19 protein-coding genes and 1 tRNA gene are annotated in these 23,087 nt (G+C 41.1%); 11 read left to right on the top strand and 9 right to left on the bottom strand.

All coding sequences use genetic code 11. The annotated features are described in order from the left end of the window. Positions 1–93: 93 nt before the first annotated feature. The 3 genes from nagB to MTP09_RS08400 form a co-directional block, all read right to left on the bottom strand. Positions 94–900, bottom strand: coding sequence for a glucosamine-6-phosphate deaminase (gene nagB, locus MTP09_RS08410; protein ID WP_243547881.1), 807 nt, complete (start codon positions 898–900; stop codon positions 94–96). Positions 901–1,219: 319 nt separating this feature from the next. Continuing rightward, complete coding sequence (locus tag MTP09_RS08405; RefSeq protein WP_243547879.1) at positions 1,220–2,053, bottom strand: universal stress protein; 834 nt, start codon at positions 2,051–2,053, stop codon at positions 1,220–1,222. A 216-nt stretch (positions 2,054–2,269) separates the two neighbouring features. Then, positions 2,270–2,354 (bottom strand) — tRNA-Leu (locus MTP09_RS08400). 179 nt (positions 2,355–2,533) lie between these two features. Here MTP09_RS08400 and kdsA point away from each other — a divergent pair. Both kdsA and MTP09_RS08390 read left to right on the top strand, forming a co-directional pair. Further along, a complete protein-coding gene (gene kdsA, locus MTP09_RS08395; protein WP_243551621.1) occupies positions 2,534–3,343 on the top strand; it encodes a 3-deoxy-8-phosphooctulonate synthase in 810 nt (269 codons plus the stop codon). 291 nt (positions 3,344–3,634) lie between these two features. Beyond that, positions 3,635–5,806 carry a TonB-dependent receptor plug domain-containing protein gene (locus tag MTP09_RS08390; protein ID WP_243551619.1) on the top strand — a complete coding sequence of 724 codons (2,172 nt, stop codon included), beginning with the start codon at positions 3,635–3,637 and terminating at the stop codon, positions 5,804–5,806. An 8-nt stretch (positions 5,807–5,814) separates the two neighbouring features. Here MTP09_RS08390 and MTP09_RS08385 read toward each other — a convergent pair whose 3' ends face one another. The 3 genes from MTP09_RS08385 to MTP09_RS08375 all read right to left on the bottom strand — a co-directional run bounded on the left by MTP09_RS08385 (position 5,815) and on the right by MTP09_RS08375 (position 8,941). Continuing rightward, the gene (locus tag MTP09_RS08385) at positions 5,815–7,683 is read right to left on the bottom strand and encodes a DUF4153 domain-containing protein (protein WP_243547877.1); all 1,869 of its coding nucleotides are present in this window, start codon (positions 7,681–7,683) and stop codon (positions 5,815–5,817) included. 156 nt (positions 7,684–7,839) lie between these two features. After that, the gene (locus tag MTP09_RS08380) at positions 7,840–8,313 is read right to left on the bottom strand and encodes a BlaI/MecI/CopY family transcriptional regulator (protein ID WP_243547876.1); all 474 of its coding nucleotides are present in this window, start codon (positions 8,311–8,313) and stop codon (positions 7,840–7,842) included. Positions 8,314–8,338: 25 nt separating this feature from the next. Next, positions 8,339–8,941 (bottom strand): phosphatase PAP2 family protein, encoded by a 603-nt coding sequence (locus tag MTP09_RS08375; RefSeq protein ID WP_243547874.1) that lies wholly within the window; start codon positions 8,939–8,941, stop codon positions 8,339–8,341. 117 nt (positions 8,942–9,058) lie between these two features. Here MTP09_RS08375 and pdhA point away from each other — a divergent pair, with 117 nt between their 5' ends. The 8 genes from pdhA to MTP09_RS08335 all read left to right on the top strand — a co-directional run bounded on the left by pdhA (position 9,059) and on the right by MTP09_RS08335 (position 18,358). Continuing rightward, the gene (pdhA, locus tag MTP09_RS08370) at positions 9,059–10,060 is read left to right on the top strand and encodes a pyruvate dehydrogenase (acetyl-transferring) E1 component subunit alpha (protein ID WP_243547872.1); all 1,002 of its coding nucleotides are present in this window, start codon (positions 9,059–9,061) and stop codon (positions 10,058–10,060) included. 157 nt (positions 10,061–10,217) lie between these two features. Next, a complete protein-coding gene (locus MTP09_RS08365) occupies positions 10,218–11,858 on the top strand; it encodes a pyruvate dehydrogenase complex dihydrolipoamide acetyltransferase (protein WP_243547870.1) in 1,641 nt (546 codons plus the stop codon). A gap of 96 nt (positions 11,859–11,954) precedes the next feature. After that, positions 11,955–12,620: an ABC transporter ATP-binding protein gene (locus tag MTP09_RS08360; protein WP_243547868.1), complete on the top strand. Its 666-nt coding sequence runs from the start codon at positions 11,955–11,957 to the stop codon at positions 12,618–12,620. Positions 12,621–12,751: 131 nt separating this feature from the next. Beyond that, on the top strand, positions 12,752–13,429 hold the full coding sequence (gene radC, locus MTP09_RS08355; protein ID WP_243547867.1) for a RadC family protein: 678 nt from the start codon (positions 12,752–12,754) through the stop codon (positions 13,427–13,429). Then, a complete protein-coding gene (locus tag MTP09_RS08350) occupies positions 13,426–14,301 on the top strand; it encodes a hypothetical protein (RefSeq protein WP_243547865.1) in 876 nt (291 codons plus the stop codon). The genes radC and MTP09_RS08350 overlap by 4 nt, the downstream gene beginning before the upstream one ends. Before the next feature lie 38 nt (positions 14,302–14,339). Beyond that, positions 14,340–14,849, top strand: a complete 510-nt coding sequence (locus MTP09_RS08345) for a DUF7935 family protein (protein ID WP_243547863.1) — start codon at positions 14,340–14,342, stop codon at positions 14,847–14,849. A gap of 18 nt (positions 14,850–14,867) precedes the next feature. After that, positions 14,868–15,479, top strand: a complete 612-nt coding sequence (locus MTP09_RS08340) for an inorganic pyrophosphatase (RefSeq protein ID WP_243547860.1) — start codon at positions 14,868–14,870, stop codon at positions 15,477–15,479. A gap of 137 nt (positions 15,480–15,616) precedes the next feature. Continuing rightward, a complete protein-coding gene (locus tag MTP09_RS08335) occupies positions 15,617–18,358 on the top strand; it encodes a sodium-translocating pyrophosphatase (protein ID WP_243547858.1) in 2,742 nt (913 codons plus the stop codon). A gap of 123 nt (positions 18,359–18,481) precedes the next feature. Here MTP09_RS08335 and MTP09_RS08330 read toward each other — a convergent pair whose 3' ends face one another. Further along, positions 18,482–20,608: a S9 family peptidase gene (locus MTP09_RS08330; RefSeq protein ID WP_243547856.1), complete on the bottom strand. Its 2,127-nt coding sequence runs from the start codon at positions 20,606–20,608 to the stop codon at positions 18,482–18,484. A 214-nt stretch (positions 20,609–20,822) separates the two neighbouring features. Between MTP09_RS08330 and MTP09_RS08325 the strand changes: the two genes are divergently transcribed. After that, a complete protein-coding gene (locus MTP09_RS08325) occupies positions 20,823–21,020 on the top strand; it encodes a DUF6496 domain-containing protein (protein ID WP_243547854.1) in 198 nt (65 codons plus the stop codon). Between the two features lie 26 nt (positions 21,021–21,046). Here the strand turns inward: MTP09_RS08325 and MTP09_RS08320 are convergent, their stop codons facing one another. Further along, entirely contained in the window at positions 21,047–22,399 is a 1,353-nt protein-coding gene (locus MTP09_RS08320; RefSeq protein WP_243547852.1) for an AAA family ATPase, read from the bottom strand. Between the two features lie 136 nt (positions 22,400–22,535). After that, the gene (locus MTP09_RS08315) at positions 22,536–23,048 is read right to left on the bottom strand and encodes a helix-turn-helix domain-containing protein (protein ID WP_243547850.1); all 513 of its coding nucleotides are present in this window, start codon (positions 23,046–23,048) and stop codon (positions 22,536–22,538) included. Positions 23,049–23,087 lie beyond the last annotated feature (39 nt).

Genomic DNA, 23,087 nt, shown 5'->3' with positions numbered 1-23,087 from the left:
CAAGATGTCAAAACTACTATTAATAAAGGGTTTTTTAGACTCTGCATCGGAAAGTAATCTAACTTCTCTACATACATATCGATATTCAAATCATCATAACGCAGTAACGATCTTGCACAGCGAAGCAGAATCCTGGTCCAGAATAATTTCAACGTTGGGGTGCGTCAGTAAATAGGAAGCGGGAACTTCAGCGCTTATTTCACCTAATGTCTTTTGCATGATGTCTGACTTTTTGTTTCCCCACGCAATAAGTATGATTTCTTTTGCATCCAAAATGGTTTTTACGCCCATCGTGATTGCCTGAACGGGAACGTTTTCAAGTCCATCAAAATCCGAGATAGCGTCTTTTCTTGTAGTGTCGCATAAAGTGACCAATCGGGTAACGGAGTTTGCTGTCGATCCAGGTTCGTTGAAGCCAATATGTCCGGAACGGCCGATTCCCAGTAGCTGAATATCGATGCCGCCCAAATCACTAATTTTTTTTTCGTACAGGTTGCAGTGGTTATCAATATCATGGTGAGACAGAGAGCCGTCAACAATATTCGTGTTTTCTGCAGGTATGTCGATATGCTCGAAAAGGTGCTTTTTCATGAATGTGGCATAACTCATTTCATTGGTAGGCAACATCGGGTAGTACTCGTCGAGGTTGAACGTAAACACATTTCTGAAACTTAACCCTTCGTCTTTATGAAGGCGGATCAGTTCTTTATAAACACCTTTTGGCGTAGCTCCAGTTGCAAGTCCCAGTACGGCAGGTGCGCCGATCTTCTGTTTGCTTATGATCAAATCTGCCAAACGTTGTGCTACATACGCTGAACCGTGGTCTTTTTCTTCATATATTTTCATACGGATATTATCTGACCAGTTGCGATTTTCAAAAATTGTTTCGATGTGTTTCATTGATCTGTTAAAAATTTTCGTTCAGGCGTCAAAAATATGTAAAATCGTAGTAAAGTTCACATTTAGTTCAAACTTAAATGTCGAAAAATGTGTTATGGTTTTGTTTTTTTGAGCGATTTTCAGCTTTTAACAGAAATCACTGCGGGATACTTTTGCTGTTTAAATGTAAGGTTTCTGAGAAATTAGTTAGAAAGCGTTGTTGGTTTAAAAAACCTCCTTTAAAAGAAAATCAAAGGAGGTTACTTTTTCAATTTATTGCTTACAGCCGCTAAATTCGCGATAGGGATAATTCTTTGCTAATGCAATTCTTGCTAAAATTTCATGCACTTTTTTCTTTTTTAAAAACCATCATCGGAACTTCTATATTAAAGGAAAGCTGCTCGGTTTTGCTCGGAGTAATAAGCTTTTCCCAAAAACTTTTCTCCTGGTTGGTAAACATGATGAATACGGAGGGCTGCTTTTCGCTAACCTGATCCTGAAGGTTGGTGATCAGCTTATGTCTGACATTATGCGGCGGAAAACTGAAAGTCAAGCCATACTCATAATCACGGTTTAACTCATCATTTTTGGAATGATCCTCATTGGGCCAGGAAAAATGAAGAACTTCTACAGGAAGTTTTAAAGGTCTCGCAAAATTGAGCACTTTATTGATTTCTGAACTGTAATTTTCAAGGTCGGAAGCGTAAAGTACAGTTTCCAGATTTGTGCCTTGATAATCCTGTGGAACGGCAATCACGGGGATTTTGGATTGTGTGATGAGGTTTCCGGTGTTTGTACCGAGCATTTTTTTCAAGCCACCCGCACCTCGCGTACTGATGCAGATATAGTTAATATCCTGATTATTTTCGCAATACTCCAGGATCGAGGAGTCTGCCCTTAAACCTTCGATGATTTCGGTCGAGTAATGTTTTGGCGTAACGCCGAAACTTTCAAAAACATCTAAAATAAACCGGTCAAGCTCTTCTTTCGACCTCCTGATTTCAGCAGTTTCGTTTTGCTCAAACTCGGATTTGGTCCATTCCAACTTTCTGATGGGTTGGTAAATATTAATGAAAACCAAATGAAGGTCATCTTTTTCAGCCCATTTCAAGCCAAACTTTATCCCTGATTTGGAGTTTTCAGAAAAATCGGTGGGGATCAATATTCTTTTCATGACATCAATTTTTTTGACAGATAAAAGTTAGTCATAAATCACCAGAAAAACAAACTTTATGATATATGTTGGAAATGTCGCTGAAAAAATAAGAACGTGAAGTTATAACGAGAATAAAATTGTAAAGAAAAAGAATGAAGAAATCAAACTACATTTTTTTACTCCTTTCTTCTGAAGTCAATTATTAACTAATTGCAAATTAGCTTATTATGAAAATGGTGCCCGGAACAGGACTCGAACCTGCAAGCCGTGAAGCACTCGCACCTGAAACGAGCGTGTCTACCAATTTCACCATCCGGGCTTTTTAGGAGTTGCAAATGTAGGAAACTTTAGTTTTTTTCCGAAAAAATTCCATGATTTTTTTCTGTGCCAATGAAATTTGTATTGACCGCAATTTTTCGTGATGGCTTTCTTCAGCCAGAAAAGTTTCCGATTCCTGACAAATTATGTATTTTTGTAGCTTTAGACACCGATACTATTATGATTCAGTTTCTTGAAAATATTCATCACCAAAATTCCAAAAACTTTTTTCTTATTGCCGGCCCATGTATTATTGAAGGTGAGGAGATGGCCCTAAAAATAGCCGAAAAAGTAGTGGAGCTCACCAATAAGTACGAAATTCCCTATATCTTTAAAGGAAGTTTTAAAAAAGCCAACCGAAGCAGGGTAGATTCTTTCACAACCATTGGCGAAGAAAAATCTTTAGAAATCCTTAGAAAAGTTGGCGAGACCTTCAATATTCCGACAACCACCGACATTCACGAAAACGAACACGCGGCTTTGGCTGCTCAGTATGTGGATGTGGTGCAGATTCCCGCGTTCCTTGTTCGGCAGACAGATTTGTTGGTAGCCGCGGCGAAAACCGGTAAATGCGTAACCTTGAAAAAAGGGCAGTTCCTGTCTCCGGAATCGATGAAGTTTGCGGTGGAAAAGGTAAAGGATTCAGGTAACGACAAAACGGCAATTATCGAACGCGGAAATTCTTTCGGATATACCGATTTGGTGGTGGATTTTCGGGGGATTCCGACGATGCGGGAATATTCGCCGGTCATTTTGGATGTCACCCATTCGCTTCAGCAACCCAACCAAAGCTCCGGTGTTACAGGAGGAAGACCTGAGCTGATCGAGACCATCGCAAAAGCAGGAATCGCAGTAGGTGCAGACGGAATTTTCATCGAAACCCATCCTGATCCAAGCTGCGCTCTTTCCGACGGAGCGAATATGCTTAAACTTGACAAACTCGATGATTTGCTTCAAAAATTAACCAGAGTTAGGGAGGCCATTCTGTAATTTTTTCTATCTTTAAAACCTAAAATTTTCCCATTGAAAAAAATATTTTTATTTCTGATATTTTTACCGTTTTTCGCGCTTTCGCAAATCAACCTCAAGGTTTTAGATGAAAACGGAACTCCTGTATCAAACGCCGATGTATCCTATAACGACCAAAGCTTTACAACCGACAACAGTGGTTTTGTAAAGATTCCAATTGCGGCAACCGAACAAACTTTGACGGTGAGTAAGGAAACTTTCAGAGGATTTTCTAAATCGATAAAGCCAACGCCAAAACTCCAGAACCTTAACGTGCTTTTCGTGAAAGCTGAGCGTGAGACACAGATTCAGGAAGTAGTTTTCCAGAAGAAAGGAAAGCCAAAAGTGACCGACCTAACTTCGGTGGAAATTTCAACCAAGGAAGCGCAGCAGGTTGCATCACTTTCAGGAGGGGTTGAAGGTCTTCTGAAATCTTTACCTTCGGTAAACTCCAATGCAGAACTTTCGTCCCAGTATATGGTTCGTGGCGGTAATTACGACGAAAACCTGATCTATATTAACGATATTGAGATTTATCGTCCGTTTCTGATCAGAAACTCGCTGCAGGAAGGAATGAGCATTATCAATCCCGATATGGTTCAGGCGATCAATTTCTCCGCCGGTGGCTTTGAAGCAAAGTATGGCGACAAAATGTCTTCCGCGCTTAATATCTATTACAGGCAGCCAACAAAATTTGAGCTTTCAGGTGAGGCAAGCTTAATCGGGGCGAGACTTTCCACAGGATTCACGTCAAAAGATAAAAAGCTTACCGCGCTTGTTTCCGGGAGGTATCGCAATACCAATTTAGTTCTCAATACCTTGAAGGAAGATACGGATTTCAATCCTCGATATATGGATTTCCAGTCCTATATTAACTATAAGATCAACACAAAGTGGGATATTTCCTTCATCGGTTATTGGAGCAAAAACGATTACCAAATGGTTCCAAAAGTGAAAGAGGTTGAGTTTGGTTCATTGTTGACGCCCCTGAAATTAAATGTTTTTTATAATGGTCAGGAAGACGACCAGTACAAAAACATGATGGGAACAGCGACTGTAAATTTTAAGCCGAACAAAAAATGGCAGTTTACGCTTGACAATTTTGCTTATCAAAACCGGGAGCGAGAGTATTATTCGATTGCTTCGGGATATATGCTGCAAACCTTTGATCCGGTTACGGGAGAGCCGATTACTTCCTATGATGTAGGAGGACAGATTGACCACGCAAGAAATGACCTGCTTGTAAGAACTTATGGATCGCAGTTCAAGACAAGGTTTTCTCCCGATGTCAATACAGATTATGAAGTGGGATTAAAATTTGAAAAAGAAAACCTAAAAGATTTTACCAACGAATGGCAGCTCGTAGATTCCTTGGGGTATAACACTCCTCGTGACTGGACGAATCCGGGAACTTTAGACCCATCTCAATTGCGCTTAAGATATCATATTACGGGAGCAAACCACATTCAGCCGACAAGAATTTCAGGATATGCTCAATACTCGAAAAAGTTTTACTGGGGCGATAACCGGGTTTTCCTGAATGCAGGAGTTCGAGCTTCACATTGGGATTTCAACAACGAGACGATTATTTCTCCGAGAGCGCAGTTTGCCATCAAACCAAATTGGGACATGGATATGCTGTTCAAACTTTCCGGTGGCGTTTATTATCAGTCGCCTTTTTACAAAGAAATCAAGGATTTGGACGGAAATTTTAACCCAAATATAAAGTCACAGCGATCGATGCAGGTAATTCTTGCCAATGATTACGAGTTTAAGATGGTACAGCGTCCATTCAAACTCACTACTGAGCTGTACTACAAAAAGATGGACAACCTGATTCCTTATTATTTGGATAATGTGAGGATTCGATATGCGGGACAAAACAATTCTGAAGGGTACGCTTATGGAATCGATACAAGACTTTTCGGGGAGTTTGTGCCGGGAGTTGATTCCTGGGTTTCCGCGAGCTATGCGAGAGTGTATGAAAATATCGACGGAAGAGGATATATTCCGCGTCCAACCGATCCCCGTTTCAAATTCTCCATGTTTTACCAGGATTATATGCCGAAATTCCCATCAATGAGGGTGAACCTTACTTTGGTGTATGCGAACGGACTTCCTTCCGGAACGCCAATCTCACTCGACGAAAATGGAAAACCTGATTTTTCAGCGCCTTACAAATACCAGCGAACGCTTCCTTCTTACAAGAGAGTCGATATCGGTCTTTCAAAAGTGTTTATCGATCAAAAGGATAACAAGGTAAACGGCGGATTCTGGGGGAATTTCCGAGAGCTGACTTTGGGAGTGCAGATCTTCAACGCTTTCAATATTCTGAATACGGTTGCAAATCAGTGGGTAACCGATGTTTCCACTGGTTACAATTATCCTGTTCCGGTACGTTTGACGGGAAGGTTTTTCAACGTAAAGTTAGAGTTTAAGCTTTAGGAAATTGGCTATTTCTTTCGGATAAGCAAATACGCGTCGTTGTAGAAAACCTGTTCCTTTTCGTAGTTTTCACGGATGAGGTTATCGAATACAACTTTAATGTGGTAATTTCCTAAATCGTTTTCCACCGAAATCTCCGGAACTTCGATTTTTCCTGTTTGGTCTTTGTGCTGATTCAGGATATTTTTAAGGAAAGGAGCGACATCCCATTTTTCTTTTCCGTTCAGGGTGATGGTGAGGATTTCACCTTTTCGGTCGTCGCGGGAAAGTGTGAAAGTATCGTTGTTAAATTTCAGTTCGCCCATCCTGTAGTTTGCGGCAGATGCTACAAAATCGTAACCGCTCACTGAATGAAATTTGTTTTCGGCAACCATTTCGAAGCGGTTTGGATCAAAATTCTTTTTCGTGGTTTCAACGTGGGTGAAGCGTTTTCTCAATTCGCCCTGTATTCCCCAATAGTCTTTTTTGTCGATCGATTTGGCTAAAACCTTCTGATCGGTTGGTTTCAAAAATGAAAAAAGAAAATCTTTCTCGTTTCGTTTGGCAAGGAAGTCGAACTTACTGGCAACCTCGTCCGCAACAGTATCTGAAACCTTTTTATTAAAGTTAATGATGCCGTTTTCTAAAAGATTATTTTGATCGAGAATGTTTTTCAGTTCCGTTTTCTGGCTACGTTTTGCCACCGAGAAGGTGTTTAGATAGGGCATTACCAAAGAAAATAGACCAAATGCAAACAAACTTACCGGAATATACTTAATGGTCGTCTTTCTGAAAAACACAAAATAAAGCACAACAGAAGTGAGCCAGATTGCCAAGATTAAAACAAAATATCTCGGTTCGGTATATCCGTATTCCAAAATTCTGGTGAAGATTGCAGTGAAAAGCAGTACGATCAGCGGAATCAAAGTGTAGTAGAAAATTTTGGAAAATATCTTTACCCAAGATTTTGCGGATTCTCGTTTTAAGGGATGAACGAGGAGCAGCGCAAGAATTCCTACGACGGAATACGCGAGAATCAGGTAGGAAACCCAACCTCTCGGAAGTTCCCAATTGATCAGGATTTTCGCGGAATAGAAATAGAGAATGACAGAGTAGATGATCAACAGCGGAATCAGGATGTACTGTGTGAAAAATTTCAGGATTATCGGGTAATTGTCGTCCCTCTCGAGATATTTCAATCCCTTTTCATTAAACAGAAGGAAAATAAAACAGCTTCCGAAAATTGCGAAGAAATAGAAAGTCTCCACATAATATTTCGAGTGGAACTTAAAGTCGAAAAGTTTGTCCACCGCAAGAATAGCTAATTCCACACCGCAGGTCAAAACACCGGTGAAGACCACTGTCAAAAAGAAATTAATAAACAGGTTTTTGTTGTATTGCCAGAAATTCAGTTCGCGACTTTTTCCGAAAAACGGGATAAACGAAACCAAAAGGTGTGAGAGAATCACCGTCGGAATCAGCAGAAAAGCGTACCACTCGGTAAAATCTTTTTCATTTTCAGGAAGCAGAAAGTAGTAAAAAACCAGAAAAGCAACGGCAAAAATTTCGAGAAAAATCCCTTTGCCAATCCGCTCGGAAAGCATCTTGACCGCAAACGTCAGCGAAATTCCCAACATCGAAACCAGCGCGAATTTTACGAACACGAAATAATTTCCGAAGGAATTGAAGTCTTTTTCCGCGAGACAGATCAGGGAAACCGCACCCAGAAAACCCATCAGCAAAACCATGGGATATTTGCGGAACACGTCGTCGGTTTTACCGAAAATTTCTTTGAATTTTTTGAGCATCGGCTTAGAGGTTTGAAGTTTTACGTTTGAGGTTTGAAGTCGTTTGAGGTTCTGAGTTTCAGGTTCCAAGTTCCAAGTTTCAAGTTTCATCCCACATTCGCGGGACAGGAGTTTCAAGTTTGATGCCGTTGCTTGCGACTAAAGATAATTGTATAGAGAAATTTACCCATTCACTGTGAATCAAATTCACTCAAAGAAATTCACCGCGAAGCACATTCACACGAAGTAATTCACCGCCAAGCAAACTCATTTCTTCTTCTTTTTCTTCGACTTCTTTTTCTTTTTTTCTGCGGTAAGCTCATCCACGAAATCGCTGATCGGATCTTTTACCTCGGGTTCCGCTGTTTCCTGAACGGGAACCACCATCGTCTTGATTTCGAAAAACTGGTTGAAATCTGCCGGATTCAGATATTTTTCGTCGATCATCATTTTAAGCATTTCGTTTCCTGAACCTTCGAAATAATTATGCAGGAAGTTCTTCAACTGAAACTTTTTATAGTCTTCAAATGGAACAGCGACATGGTATTTAAAAATCCGTCCCTCTTTTTCCGTGGTTAAAAACTCTTTTTCCACCAGGATTTTCATAAAGGTCGAGATGGTGTTCGGATGTGGTTTCGGATCGGGATAATGTTCCACGATTTCGCGCATATAGCACGAATTCATTTTCCAGATGATGTTCATCAGTTGTTCTTCCGAAGAGGTGAGGTGGTTTATTTTCATAAGTTTTTTCAGATAAAGTCAGTTTTCATCGCTGAAACTGGATATTCGCATAAAGGTAAATAAAAGAAACGAAAAGTGCGATAACCGTTCCCGAAATTACTTCCTTTACGGTATGTCGCTTCAAAATCACCCTCGTTACACCAACCAAAACGGCAATAATGCTCCAGATGATTCCCATCGTTACATTCTGCGAGAAAAAAAGTGCTGCCACAAAAACATTGAAAGCGGTGTGCATCGAGCTTTTAATAAAGTAATTGCTGATCTGCATCATCAGCAGCAAAACCATTAAGAATACCATAACCAAATCAACCGTGCCGTACTTTACATATTCAAAAACAAGATAGCAAACCACTGCAGCCGCGATGAAAAAATACAGACTCTTCCGCTGGTTTCTGTTGGATACATCGAGGTTGGAGTATCTGCCGCGCTTCACATTCCAGATGATCCAAAACGAAATAGGAATAATGAGGATCAGCGTAATCGGCAGAAATTTCTGCATTGCCTCCGAGTACGAAAGCTTCTGCGAACTGTAATATACCAAATACAGAACAAGCGAGGTAAGTGGATTGAAAAAGTTCGAAATGAATATTGAAAGTGCAATAATCTGCGGATTTTCGTCTAAACGCATAAATTTTAATATCGTTCAAAAATAAGGATTTCGGATTTATGATATGAGAAAAATCTCTTTGACATCTAAAGGAAACACAAAGATATTTCGTATTTTTGCATCATATTTTCAACAAGCATGAAAGAATTTTCAAAAGAAGTTTACCTTAAATGGTACGAAGAAATGACGATGTGGAGAAGGTTTGAAGACAAATGCCGATCCCTTTACCTAAAACAAAAAATCAGAGGATTTTTACATTTATACAACGGTCAGGAAGCAATTCCTGCAGGTTTTGTGCACGCGATGGACATGACCAAAGACAGCATGATCACGGCGTACCGATGCCACATTCATCCGATGGCGATGGGAGTGGACCCGAAAAGAATCATGGCCGAACTTTGCGGTAAGGCAACCGGAACTTCCGGCGGAATGGGTGGTTCTATGCACATCTTCAGCAAGGAGAAAAGATTTTATGGCGGTCACGGAATTGTTGGTGGCCAAATTCCTTTGGGAGCTGGAATCGCCTTTGCAGACAAATATTTTGAAACGGGTGGCGTAAACATCTGCTTCTTCGGTGACGGTGCTGCAAGACAGGGATCGCTCCACGAAACTTTCAACATGGCGATGAACTGGAAACTTCCGGTGGTCTTCGTGGTTGAAAATAACCAGTACGCGATGGGAACTTCTGTGAAGAGAACAGCGAATCACGAAGATATCTATAAATTAGGTCTGGGTTACGAAATGCCTTGTCTTCCTGTAGATGCGATGGATCCTGAAAAAGTGGCGGAAGCTGCTTATGAAGCCATCGAGAGAGCAAGAAGAGGAGACGGACCAACTTTCATCGAAGCGAGAACTTACCGTTACAGAGGTCACTCAATGTCGGATGCGGAACCTTACAGAACCAAGGAAGAAGTTGCCGAACATAAGAAACAGGATCCGATCGAAATCGTGAAACACAAGATTCTTGAAAATAAATGGGCGACTGAAGACGAACTGAATGCTCTCGACGAAAAATCAAGAGATTTCGTGGAAGAATGTGTGGACTTCATGGAAAATTCACCGTACCCAGATCCTGAAAAAGTTTATGAGTACGTGTACGCACAGGAAGATTATCCGTTCCTGGATAAGTTAGAAAACTAATCAATTTGAAAATGAGGCAATTTGAAAATTTGGAAATGTTTTTACATTCTTAATGGTTCAGATTGATTCATTTTACTTTAATAAAAATATTTGTTTGAATTTTTGAGGTCGCAGTATTTTCAAATTTTCAAATCATTCAAATTTTCAAATTAAAATTATGGCAGATGTAATTACCATGCCCCGTCTCTCGGACACCATGACGGAAGGTAAAGTGGCGAAATGGCACAAAAAAGTAGGAGACGCTGTAAAAGAGGGCGATATATTGGCTGAAATAGAAACCGATAAAGCGGTACAGGATTTCGAGGCAGAAATTGCCGGTACGCTTTTATATATCGGGACTGAAGAAGGCGCTTCTTCTCCGGTGGATTCCGTTTTGGCGATCATCGGGAAGGAAGGTGAAGATATTTCAGCGTTGAAAGGGGCGGTGAAAGTTGATGAAGGCGTTTCTGAAAAAGCTGAAGAAAAGAAAATCGACGAAGAACATAAGACAGAGGAAGAATCTACAAGCATCGAGCAAACTACAGCTGAAATTCCGGCTGGAGTTAATGTAATCACAATGCCGCGACTTTCTGATACGATGACCGAAGGAAAGGTTGCGAAATGGCACAAAAAAGTAGGTGACTCAGTGAAGGAAGGCGATATTTTGGCCGAAATTGAAACCGATAAAGCGGTGCAGGATTTCGAGTCGGAATATAATGGAACTTTGCTTTATGCAAGTGTTGAGGAAGGCGGAGCAAGTCCTGTAGATACCGTTTTGGCAATCATCGGTCCGGAAGGAACTGATGTTTCAGGATTGATTTCGGGAAAAGGAAAAGTTCAGGAGCCAAGTAAAAAGAGCCAAGAGCCAAGTGCAAAATCTGAAGTTTCTGAACCTAAACCAACTGCCGAAAGCGGTCAGCAGAATGCTGAAGGCCGTATCGCAATTTCTCCATTAGCAAGAAAAATGGCGGCGGAAAAAGGAATCGACATTCAATCCGTGCAAGGTTCCGGCGAAAACGGGAGAATCGTTAAAAAAGATATTGAAGAATTTACTCCGGCTAAGCAAACTGCCGTTGCCGCGCCTGTTGCAGCTGCGCCAACTGTTGCAGTGGCTCAACCGCAAATGAATTTCGTTCAGGGTGAAGACTCCGAAACGGTAAATTCCCAGGTGAGAAATATTATCGCGAAACGCCTCTCTGAAAGTAAATTCTCCGCACCTCACTATTATCTGATGGTGGAGATCAATATGGATAAAGCGATTGAGGCAAGAAACGAAATCAATTCCTTACCGGATACCAAGATTTCTTTCAACGACATGATCATCAAGGCAACCGCAATGGCTTTGAGAAAACATCCGCAGGTGAATTCGAGTTGGGCGGGAGATAAAATCATCCACCACGGAAATATCAACGTGGGAGTTGCGGTAGCTATTCCAGACGGACTGGTTGTTCCGGTACTGAAAAATGCAGACCAGATGAACTACAACCAAATTTCGGCAGCGGTGAAAGACATGGCGGGAAGAGCAAAGTCCAAAGGTTTGAAAGCCAACGAAATGGAAGGTTCAACTTTCTCAGTTTCTAATTTGGGAATGTTTGGAATCGAGACCTTTACTTCGATCATCAACCAACCGAATTCTGCAATCCTTTCTGTAGGAGCGATCATCGAAAAACCTGTTGTGAAGGACGGACAAATCGTTGTAGGAAATACGATGAAGCTTTCGCTTGCCTGCGACCATCGAGTAGTGGACGGAGCAACCGGCGCTCAGTTCCTTCAAACGTTGAGAACTTATCTTGAGCAGCCACTGACTTTGTTGCTGTAAAAGAATTACAGATATTTTAATGAACCCTTTCAAGTTGATTTTGAAAGGGTTTATTGTTAAACTGAATTTGCGGAAAAATCACTATTTTTGAAACTTATGATTAGAGCGAAAAATATCCATAAATCCTACGGCGATTTAGAGGTTTTGAAAGGAGTCGATATCCACATTCTTGAAGGGGAGGTGGTTTCCATCGTCGGTGAATCCGGTGCCGGAAAATCCACGCTGCTGCAGATTCTCGGAACACTCGACACTCCGACGAATCCTAAAGCATTTGGAACCGAGCTTGCATTAGCGCGGCAGTCCTTTATCAACATGAGAGATAGCGAGCTCTCCAAGTTCAGAAATAAGAACATTGGCTTTGTTTTTCAGTTCCACCAGCTGCTCCCAGAGTTTACGGCTTTGGAAAATGTTCTGCTTCCGACCAGGATTTCGGGCAAAAATGAGCGGGAATCTTTAGAAAAGGCGTACTCACTTTTCGAAGACTTGAACATTGCACACCGACTTCACCACAAACCGAACGAAATGTCTGGAGGTGAGGCGCAGAGAACCGCTGTTGCGAGAGCACTGATCAATTCCCCGAAAATTATTTTTGCCGACGAACCCACCGGAAACCTCGACTCCAAAAATGCAGATGATCTGCACCAGTTGTTCTTCGATTTGAGGGACAAGTACAACCAGACTTTCGTGATCGTGACCCACAACACTTATCTTGCAGATACGACCGACAGAAAGTTGGTGATGAAGGATGGACTTATTTTGTAAGTACAAATTACGAAATACGAAATACGAAATACGAAATACGAATTACGAAATAACAATTAAGAATCAACAAATATCTAGAAACTTGAAACCGGGAACCTGAAACATCAAACTTCAAACCTCAAACCTTTCTCATGTCCATAAAATTCCTTGCTGAAGACGACCGACCCAGAGAAAAATTTTTGCTGAAAGGCAAGAATTCACTTTCTGATGCGGAATTGTTGGCGATCATCATCAAGATCGGCCACAATGAGGAATCGGCGGTGGAACTCGCGAGAACAATCCTAAAATCGGTTGAGCACAACTGGAATAATCTGGCAAAATTATCGGTGAAAGACCTCACGAAATTCAAAGGAATCGGTCCGGTAAAAGCTGTTGAGATTCTTACCGCACTCGAAATCGGCAGAAGGAGAGCTTCACAGGAGGTCCCCGAAAAATTTCAGATCAACAGCAGCAAAGACACTTTTTCTATCCTCCATCCATTTCTCGCAGATTTGCAGACCGAGGAGTTTTGGGCGGTTTATGTAAACCAAAACAATCGGGTACTCGCCAAAAGCAAGCTTTCAACAGGCGGAATCAACCAATCGATGGTCGATATCAGGATTCTTTTCAAGGAAGCTTTGGATAACTTTGCAACAGGAGTGATTATCGCACACAACCATCCCTCAGGAAATCTGAATCCGAGTCAGCACGACCTTCATATCACCCGTCAAATTGCCGATGCGGGAAAACTGCTCCAGGTGAAATTACTGGATCATCTCATCATTACCCAAAATTCTTATCTCAGTTTCGCCGAAGAAGGTTTAGTATGATTAAAAAGCTGAAATACAGTGAAATAGATTTTGTGAAGTATGGTAAATGTATCGATCAGTCGGTTCAGAAAAACTTTTATGCGCAAAGGGAAATCCTCGACGAGGTTTGTGAGAGCTGGGAACTGCTCGTTTCGGGAGATTACGATTTTGTGATGCCGGTTCCCATAAAGAAGAAATTCGGTTTTCATTTTGTGCTGATGCCACTTTTTTGTCAACAACTTGGAATTTTTGGAAAAGAAACTGACGAAAAAATGGAAGGTCTTTTTGTTGATTTTTTGAAGAAGAACTACAAAATTGTCAACTATTACTTTAATTTTCAAAATAAAATTAGTTCAAACTTTAAGCATAAAAAGAACTACTTCATCGAAACTACCGAATATAAACTGTTGCGTAAGCATTATTTTAAAGGTAGGAAATCAACCGTCAAAACTGCACAGTATCTTAATTTCAAAGAACTGAACCTTGCAGAAAATTTAGACTTTATCAGAAATAATTTTAAAGGACTCGACAAAAAAAGTGATGTCGAAAAACTTTTTGGCTATATGAATTTTCTGGATCGTCAGAAAAAGCTCAGGGTTTTTGGCTCGTTTAAAGATGAGCAGATTACCAATTCGGCAATCGTTATCGATCATGATAACAGTCTTTCACTTTTGGGTTTGGTTAATGATGAAAAATACCGCCTCGACAATGGCGCCTCATTCCTCATCGACAGGATTCTTCAGGAAAACATCCAAAGCAAATCATTTGACTTTATGGGCGGAACCATTCGCGGCATCGAAGTATTCTTCAAAAGTTTTGGCGCCGAACGTCAGGAATATCCCATCATCGAAAATTCCAAAACCGATTTGTTGCGAAACTTCTTCATAAAGTAGCAAATTATCAGTAATTTTGCAACCTCTAAACTCCCCGGATGATTGACTCTCCTTACATGCCCTATGCGTTTGCGCTCCTGATCGCGATTCCCTTTCTGATTTTGCTCAGGCAATTTGTCTATACCTACATTAAATTAAAAAATCAGGAGATGAAACTCTTGACCATCAAGGGAAGTTCGGAGCAGCGCATCCATGCGTATGAAAGACTTACGCTGCTTTTAGAGAGATTGAAACCGTCGAATCTCGTTACGAAATTCGACCCAAATCTTGCAGTGCATGAATTTGTTTTCCTAACCGAAAAAGCGGTGAACGAGGAGTTCGACTATAACGCCTCGCAACAGCTTTACCTGCCAAAAAATACCTGGTCGAATGTGGTAAACTCTAAGAACAACGTGATCCATCTGCTTCATAAAACTTATGAAAATCTGAATGAGAATGCTACTTTGCAGGATTTCAAAACAGTTTTTCTGATGAACTACATGAACGGGGAAGATTACATTTCGAGCACGTTGGAGGATTTGAGGAAAGAGAACCTAATTGCTAACTAAAAATTATTAAAATATATAATGATACCGAATTTTAAAGCGCATCCATGGCACGGAATCAATGCAGGAGCTGATGCTCCCAATGTTGTAAACGTTTTTATCGAAATCGTACCTTCAGACACGATTAAATACGAAGTTGATAAAGCGAGCGGATACCTGAAAGTGGACCGTCCGCAACAATTCTCCAATATTATTCCCGCATTGTACGGTTTTATCCCAAGAACTTATTGTCACGACGAAGTGAGAGATCTTGCCATTGCAAGTGGTGCGAATGACGTAACAACAGGCGACTTGGACCCGCTCGATATTTGTGTTCTCAGTTCACACAATATCCACTCAGGCGGAATGTTGATGGAAGCAATACCAATCGGCGGATTCAAGATGATCGACAAGGGAGAAGCCGACGACAAAATCGTTGCAGTGATGAAGGGCGACCACGCTTTCGGACATTTCAGAGACATCTCGGAACTACCGATAGCAGAAGTAAAGCGGTTAATGCACTATTTCCTTACCTATAAAAACCTACCGGATGAGCCGGCAAAATGTAGAATTCAGGAGATTTATGGAGCAGAGCACGCAAAACAGGTGATCGTTTCGTCGCAAAATGATTACGCAAACAAATTTGGAGGGTAGATCAAGTAGTTGAAAAATTGAAGGCAGGTGGATTCATCTGCCTTTATTTTTTCCCCGAAATCCATTGAGAATTTAAAATAAATGTGTATTTTCGGACATTCTTTTCATTAACAAAATTTAACATTAAATAATAATCTATGAATTTCTTATTTTATTTGGTGCCGATTTTTGGTATCATTGCGTTGATTTACACTTTCGTTCAAAGTTCGTGGGTAGGGAAACAGGATGCCGGAAACGACAGGATGAAGGAAATCAGCGGGCACATTGCCGATGGAGCAATGGCTTTCTTAAAGGCGGAATACAAGATCCTGCTGTATTTTGTCATCGTTGTTGCGGTACTCCTCGGAATTATGGGAGCATCCAACGCCAATTCGCACTGGAGTATCGGTTTTGCCTTTATTTTCGGGGCAATCCTTTCGGCTCTCGCAGGATTTATCGGGATGAAGATCGCCACAAAATCAAACGTCAGAACTGCGGAAGCGGCAAAAACCTCTTTAGCAAAAGCACTTAAAGTTTCCTTCACAGGAGGTTCCGTGATGGGAATGGGAGTTGCCGGTTTGGCTGTTTTAGGATTAGGTGCGACATTCCTTATCGTAAAACAAATCTTTGCTCCGGACGCAGCTGTGGATACCCACGAAATGGAAAGAGCAATAGAAATCATAACCGGATTCTCTCTTGGTGCGGAATCCATCGCACTTTTCGCGAGAGTTGGTGGTGGAATTTACACCAAAGCTGCAGACGTTGGAGCCGACCTTGTTGGAAAAGTAGAAGCAGGAATTCCTGAAGATGATCCAAGAAACCCTGCAACCATCGCAGATAACGTAGGAGACAACGTAGGAGATGTTGCCGGAATGGGAGCCGACTTATTCGGATCTTATGTTGCGACCGTTTTGGCGACCATGGTTTTAGGAAGAGAAACTTTATCTAATGACACTTTCGGTGGTTATGCGCCAATCCTTTTACCAATGATGATTGCGGGAATCGGAATTATTTTCTCCATCATAGGAACTTTGTTCGTGAAAATTGGTGAACACACCGAACTCGATACCGCACCTGTACAGAATGCGCTGAACTTCGGTAACTGGGGAAGTATCATTCTCACCGCGATCGCATCTTATTTCCTGGTTAATTATTTAATGCCTGAAACAATGACTTTAAGAGGTCACGAATTCACCAAAATGGGAGTTTTTGGAGCGATTATCGTGGGCTTGATCGTGGGAACTTTAATGAGTATCATCACCGAATATTACACAGCAATGGGAAAAAGACCGGTGAAAAGTATCGTGAGACAATCATCAACAGGACACGCGACAAACATTATCGGCGGACTTTCTGTCGGGATGGAATCTACACTTTTGCCAATTATTGTTTTAGCGGGTGGAATCTACGGTTCCTACCTTTGCGCAGGATTGTACGGAGTTGCAATCGCTGCTGCCGGAATGATGGCGACAACCGCGATGCAGTTGGCAATTGACGCATTCGGACCGATCGCAGACAACGCGGGAGGAATCGCTGAAATGAGTGAATTACCGAAAGAGGTTCGTGAAAAAACCGATATTCTCGATGCGGTAGGAAATACCACCGCCGCAACAGGAAAAGGTTTCGCAATCGCTTCCGCTGCTTTGACGGCTTTGGCGCTTTTCGCGGCATTCGTTGGAATTGCGGGAATCGATGGCATCGATATTTACAGAGCAGATGTTTTGGCGGGTCTCTTCATTGGAGGTATGATTCCGTTCATCTTCTCGTCACTGGCAATTACCGCAGTAGGAAAAGCGGCGATGGCGATGGTGGAAGAAGTAAGAAGACAGTTCCGCGAGATCCCTGGAATCCTCGAAGGAAAAGCAGTTCCAGAGTATGAAAAATGTGTGGCAATCTCTACCGATGCATCGATCAAGAAAATGCTTTTACCGGGTGCAATCGCTTTGATTTCACCAATCTTGGTGGGCTTCATTTTCGGGCCTGAAGTTTTGGGAGGTTTCCTTGCCGGAGCAACCGTTTCCGGAGTATTGATGGGAATGTTCCAAAACAATGCAGGAGGAGCTTGGGATAATGCCAAGAAATCTTTCGAAAAAGGAGTTGATATTAACGGAAAAACTTTCTACAAAGGTTCTGAACCACACAAAGCTTCGGTAACAGGAGATACTGTGGGTGATCCTTTCAAAGATACTTCCGGTCCGTCGATGAATATATTGATCAAGTTGATGTCCATCGTTTCGCTGGTAATCGCGCCGACTTTAGCCATTTTACATAAAGATAAAATCGAAGAAAACAGAAAGGCAAAAATGGAAGCAATGCAGCTGAAAAGTACAGGTGCAGCTCACTCAACTTCTGCTGCTGCTCAGGATTCAATGGAATACGATATTGTGAAGCCAACCGGAACTTTAAATGAAAGCGGAGATTATGTGTACAACACCGGAAATCCGACTGCCATTAAACTTCCAAACGGTGAAGCGCTGACTCTTGGCGAAATGAGCCAGATCGGCTTTCTTGCAAAAGGAATTGAAATGAAAGATCAAACCCTGCTTGAAAAAGAAAAATGGTTCACCATCGAAAATCTTTATTTCGAAACGAATAGCGAAAAATTGAAAGCCGGTGCCGAAAAGGAACTCGACAATATCGCGAAACTTTTGACTGCCTATCCAAATCTTAAGGTAAAATTAGGTGGCTATACCGACAATACCGGAAACGAGGAGAGCAACAAAACGCTGTCTAATCTTCGTGCCCAAAGTGCAAAACTATATCTGATGAATCTCGGAATCGCTGCAGACAGGGTAGAAGCTGAAGGTTACGGTTCACAGTTCCCAGTGTGCCCTGCAAACGACACCGACGAGTGTAAGGCGCAGAACAGAAGAATTGATGTAAGAGTTCTCGGAATGTAGAATTTACAACAATAAAAGACCAAAAAATCCCGATCTTAAAATCGGGATTTTTTTGTTTGCAAGTTAGCTGTCCGTCGATATTTTTTGGTTTTCCGTACTTCGTAATTTGTACTTCGTACTTTATTACAGGTTTTTCAATAGAAAATCCGTCATCATCTGATAAAGTTGCGGTCGCGTGTTTCCGCCGTAGATTCCGTGGTTTTTGTCGGGATAGGTCATAAACTCAAACTGTTTCTTGTTTTGGATTAAACCTTCAGCAAACTCCAGTGCATTTTGATAATGTACATTGTCATCGGCAGTTCCGTGGATCATCAGAAATTTTCCTTTCAAGAGTTTGGCGTACGTTGTCGGTGAATTGTCATCATAACCAGAAGGATTTTCCTGTGGCGTTCTCATAAATCTTTCGGTGTAAACGGTGTCGTAGTATCTCCAGTTTGTAACGGGCGCAACTGCGATTCCTGTCTTAAAAACATCAGCTCCTTTTGTCAAGGCCAAACTCGCCATATAACCGCCAAAACTCCATCCAAAAATTCCGATTCTGTCTTTATCAATGTATGACTGTTTGCCGAACCATTTTGCAGCCGCAATCTGGTCTTCAATCTCGTATTTGCCGAGTTGCATGTAGGTCACTTTCTTAAATTTCGTGCCTTTTCCTCCAGTTCCTCGTCCGTCAACACAGGCAACAATATATCCTTGTTGCACCAAATGACTGAACCACAATCCGTTTCCTGTATCCCAAGAATTGGTTACCTGCTGAGAACCGGGTCCTGAATATTGGTACATAAACAGCGGATATTTCTTGTTCGGATCAAAATTTTTCGGCTTCATGATCCACGCATTCATCTGATCTCCCGCTTCATTGGGAACAGTGAAGTATTCTTTGATAATGAAGTTGTCCTGCTGTAGTTTTTTCAGCTGTTCGTCATTGTTTTGAAGTTCTCTCACTACTTTGCCGTTGCCGTCTTTCAAAACAAAAGTGTAGGGTTTTTTCGCTGATGAAGAGGTCTCGATAAAATAATTGTAATTCTTGCTGAAATCGGCAGAATTATTTCCTTCGCCATTAGAAATCAGAACAGATTTTCCGGTGTTGATGTTCACCTTCGAAACCACTTTGTTGATGCTGCCTTTTTCTGTAGTCCTTATCAGAACTTCATTCGTTTTTGGGTTAAACCCGTAATAATCAACAACTTCCCAATTTCCTTTGGTGATCTGTTTTTTCAGTTTCCCGTTTTGGTCATACCAGTAAAGGTGGCGGTTTCCGTCGCGCTCGCTTCCCCAGATAAAGGAATTATCGTCCAGAAATTCCATGGTTACATTTTCGGTATCGACCCATTTATCGTCCGATTCGGTAAAGAGTTTGGTTACTGAACCGTTTTTGGTATTGATTTTCAAAATATCGGAAGCATTCTGAATCCTTTCTGAAGTAATGAGGATCATTTCATCCGCTTTCTTGGTTTGAATGACATTTGGGATATAGTAATTCTTGAAAGAAGATAAATTGAGTGCCATTGATTTCCCAGAATCCAATCGGTAAAGATGCGCTGAAACGACAGAGTTTTTTTCACCTGCTTTCGGGTATTTGAAACGCATTTCGGAAGGGTATAGCTGCTTGTTGTAAATCGGGATATACATTTCAGGAACTTCCGATTCATCAGACTTTACGTAAACAATCGCGTCAGAATTCTTGGTCCATTCGTACAATTTCGCGTGTCCGAATTCTTCCTCATAAACCCAGTCTGCAAGACCGTTCAAGATCGAATTCTTCTTTCCATCGGTAGTGATTTGGGTAATCTTTTCAGTACCCAAATCCTGGTAAAAAAGATTGTTATCCGCGATGAAAGCGACCTTGGTTCCATCTGGAGAGAAAGTTGGTTCCTGCACATAATTTCCATTATTCAATGACAGAACTTTTCCAGATTTCAAATCTTTCACATCAAATTTCCCTAAGAATGAGTGTCGGTAAATCGGCTCGCTTTCCTTTAATAATAATATTTTGGATTCGTCTTCATTAAAAATATAGGAACTGAACTTGCCGTCAACAATATTTCCCTCTTTCTGAGCGGTTTTATAGGAATATTTTGCAATTCCGCCCGGTTCGATTACGGCGTAGTTTTCACCGTTTTTCAGAGAAGCAATTCCTGCGATATTTTTTCCACGGTAATAACCAGAATAGATTTTTTCTAAAGTAATTTGCTGCGAGAAAAGAGCAGCTGAAACAACGATGGCAGCTGATAAAAAGATTTTTTTCATAAAAAATAATGATAAGGATTCAAAGATAATGATTTTCATAGGATGTGCATCATGGTTTTAAGCAAAGCTAATTTTCTGCAAACCTTCATAAAGCGAAGCGCCCCTTTCTCAGCAACAATTCTTCGGAAGCTTTGTGAATTCTTGGAGTTTCTTGTGATACAAAGTTGGCAAATCAATTGCTGCAAATTATTTAACAATCAAAATCTTAGTAAAAATGGCAACGAGAAAATATTCCAAAAAAGCCCAGGAAAAAATTGGGGAAGTGATGCACGAATTCAAGGAAGGTACACTGAAATCGTCATCAGAACAGAAAGTTACCGACCGCAAACAGGCAATCGCAATCGGAATTTCGGAAGCGGAACAGGAGGGATTGAAAGTCCCGAAAAAACCAGACGCAAAAAAGAAGAAATAAAAGAAAGGAACAGGTTCAACTGGGGTCTATTTCTTTGTTGATTCTTCGTTATGCGTGAATCCAATTGATTTTCGCGGTGCTTCCACGACTTTGTAGATTTGCAGCTCGCGCTTTAATTCCTCAATTCGTTGAGGGAAATCGTCGTAATTGTGAATGGTCACATCGATGATAAACTGATCGACCTGTGTTAGATATTCTTCGGTGAGTTTTGCCGATGCATCGCGTAAAGCAGAATCCAGCAAATGATCGTCTATTACGATGTTTTCGGAATGGTCGTTCAGGTAAAGGTTTCTGATTCTCTTTTTCAAACTCTGCGTAAAATCGATGATCATCGTATTTGAAAAGGTCTTCATTTTTTCGGCAACTTTCTTCCAAAATGGGAGGTGATCAGCATGATTGTTGACCAGAATTCTCATGAGCAACGAATTTTCCACCAAATTCTCGGTCATATGGAAAAGAATCATCTCGCATCTTTCCTGAAAATTGGGTGGGAAAATCGGGATCAGCACATCGAATCTTCCGGGTGCCAGAACTTCGCGGTCAATATCAACGACAGAGTTTGCGGAACCGACCATCAGAAGCTCTTCTTCCTCGAAATGACCGATGTAGTGCATCACGATTTCCTTGGTTTCCTCGTCGCAGGAATCGATTGATTTTTCTTCGGTTCGAATTCCCATAATCGTATCGAAATCCTCCATAAAAAGAAGCACTTTTTCCTCTTTCATCATCATCACCAAGAAGTCGTTGAACGTCGTCTTATTCCCATCGACAAAGGAAGTACCGAGATAATGTTTTTTGATTTCTTTAAACAGGTAACCGGTAATTTCTGCAATTTTATTTGCCCAAAAAATCTTTCCGCTTCCCGGTGGACCGTAGAGAATAATTCCCGCCGGTTTATGAAGTCCCCAATCGCTTAACGGAACGTTGTTGATAAACGGCTCGAGTTCCTGCGAAATATAGAAAAACAAATCTCTGTAACCGATGAAGTCTCTTTCTTTCAGACTGGTTTTTCGGCCGAAATAGTCATATACAAACTGATAGTTTCCGCCGAGTTTATTGTCGATCCCGAAACTGGAAACAGATGATTTATAGATGCCGTTGTCGAAGAGTCGCGGCTTTTCCTGTTTGATGATTTCGGCTACTTTTTCGGTGGGCTGATTAATGTTTTCAGCGATATCTTCTACAGATTTATCAACCTCCAGATCTTTCTCGTATTTTCTAAGGAATGCGACATTTTCCCTCGCAAACTTTACAAAGTCGTCTTTTACATCAAAGTTAGTGTTGATGCACTCCGAAAGTTCAAGGTCGAAATCGGTAATAAACTTGATGAAACTTTCGGTAGAGATGTTGAGTTCCTTTGCTAAATCGGCGAGCTTCATGATCTGAAAATTTTAGGGCTAAATTCAAAATTACGAAAAAAAGAAAAAATGTAAGAGGTTTGAAGTTTGAGGTTTTAGATTTGAAGTTTTGAGTTTTTGAAAAGAAACAACAGAAAAGATAGAAATTCATCTTTACTTAAGGTTCGAAACTTTCGAATTTGCCGTTTTCGTAGAAGAGTACGATTCTTTTTATTTTATTTGATTGATTTTCAGTTGGTTGAATGGGAAGTGGATTTTCCTGAATTTCTAATCGCTGAGAATCGGCTGTTTCAACTTTCTTGGGTATTGGTCCGGGAATAACGGATTCTCGCCAGTTTTCCTTCATCACTTTGTCTTCGCTTTCGGTAATTCCAAAATTATCATCATCGATTAAGGAGAATAAATCGGGGAGTGAAGTAGGTTTCGGTTTTTGCGGAACCGGTTCTGGCTCTACGTTCTTAAGCATTTCGCCGTCACCTTTGATCAGCCAATCCCATTGTAATTCGGGGAATCGCTCCTTGATCTTGATCAGGAAGTCGAGTGAGGGTTTATTTCTCCCAGAAGTGATATGCGATATATTGGAACGCTGCACCTCAATCTCATCTGCAAATTCAGACAGTGAAAGTGCAGAGTATTCGATAACTTTTGTAATTCTCTCGTTCAAATTCATAATTACAAATGTAAATAATAAGTTTACAAAAATAAAATA

The organism is Chryseobacterium suipulveris, from assembly GCF_022811685.1.
GTDB classification, from domain to species: domain Bacteria; phylum Bacteroidota; class Bacteroidia; order Flavobacteriales; family Weeksellaceae; genus Kaistella; species Kaistella suipulveris.
The sequence above is the reverse complement of the archived record's forward strand: the minus strand, read 5'-3'. Positions and strand labels throughout refer to the sequence as shown.

Excerpts from the sequence above, each read along its gene's own strand:
- nagB (WP_243547881.1), bottom strand. The coding sequence starts at position 900 with ATGAAACACATCGAAACAATTTTTGAAAATCGCAACTGGTCAGATAAT.
- MTP09_RS08405 (WP_243547879.1), bottom strand. The coding sequence starts at position 2,053 with ATGAAAAGAATATTGATCCCCACCGATTTTTCTGAAAACTCCAAATCA.
- kdsA (WP_243551621.1), top strand. The coding sequence starts at position 2,534 with ATGATTCAGTTTCTTGAAAATATTCATCACCAAAATTCCAAAAACTTT.
- MTP09_RS08385 (WP_243547877.1), bottom strand. The coding sequence starts at position 7,683 with ATGAAACTTGAAACTTGGAACTTGGAACCTGAAACTCAGAACCTCAAA.
- MTP09_RS08380 (WP_243547876.1), bottom strand. The coding sequence starts at position 8,313 with ATGAAAATAAACCACCTCACCTCTTCGGAAGAACAACTGATGAACATC.
- MTP09_RS08375 (WP_243547874.1), bottom strand. The coding sequence starts at position 8,941 with ATGCGTTTAGACGAAAATCCGCAGATTATTGCACTTTCAATATTCATT.
- pdhA (WP_243547872.1), top strand. The coding sequence starts at position 9,059 with ATGAAAGAATTTTCAAAAGAAGTTTACCTTAAATGGTACGAAGAAATG.
- MTP09_RS08365 (WP_243547870.1), top strand. The coding sequence starts at position 10,218 with ATGGCAGATGTAATTACCATGCCCCGTCTCTCGGACACCATGACGGAA.
- MTP09_RS08360 (WP_243547868.1), top strand. The coding sequence starts at position 11,955 with ATGATTAGAGCGAAAAATATCCATAAATCCTACGGCGATTTAGAGGTT.
- radC (WP_243547867.1), top strand. The coding sequence starts at position 12,752 with ATGTCCATAAAATTCCTTGCTGAAGACGACCGACCCAGAGAAAAATTT.
- MTP09_RS08350 (WP_243547865.1), top strand. The coding sequence starts at position 13,426 with ATGATTAAAAAGCTGAAATACAGTGAAATAGATTTTGTGAAGTATGGT.
- MTP09_RS08345 (WP_243547863.1), top strand. The coding sequence starts at position 14,340 with ATGATTGACTCTCCTTACATGCCCTATGCGTTTGCGCTCCTGATCGCG.
- MTP09_RS08340 (WP_243547860.1), top strand. The coding sequence starts at position 14,868 with ATGATACCGAATTTTAAAGCGCATCCATGGCACGGAATCAATGCAGGA.
- MTP09_RS08335 (WP_243547858.1), top strand. The coding sequence starts at position 15,617 with ATGAATTTCTTATTTTATTTGGTGCCGATTTTTGGTATCATTGCGTTG.
- MTP09_RS08330 (WP_243547856.1), bottom strand. The coding sequence starts at position 20,608 with ATGAAAAAAATCTTTTTATCAGCTGCCATCGTTGTTTCAGCTGCTCTT.
- MTP09_RS08325 (WP_243547854.1), top strand. The coding sequence starts at position 20,823 with ATGGCAACGAGAAAATATTCCAAAAAAGCCCAGGAAAAAATTGGGGAA.
- MTP09_RS08320 (WP_243547852.1), bottom strand. The coding sequence starts at position 22,399 with ATGAAGCTCGCCGATTTAGCAAAGGAACTCAACATCTCTACCGAAAGT.
- MTP09_RS08315 (WP_243547850.1), bottom strand. The coding sequence starts at position 23,048 with ATGAATTTGAACGAGAGAATTACAAAAGTTATCGAATACTCTGCACTT.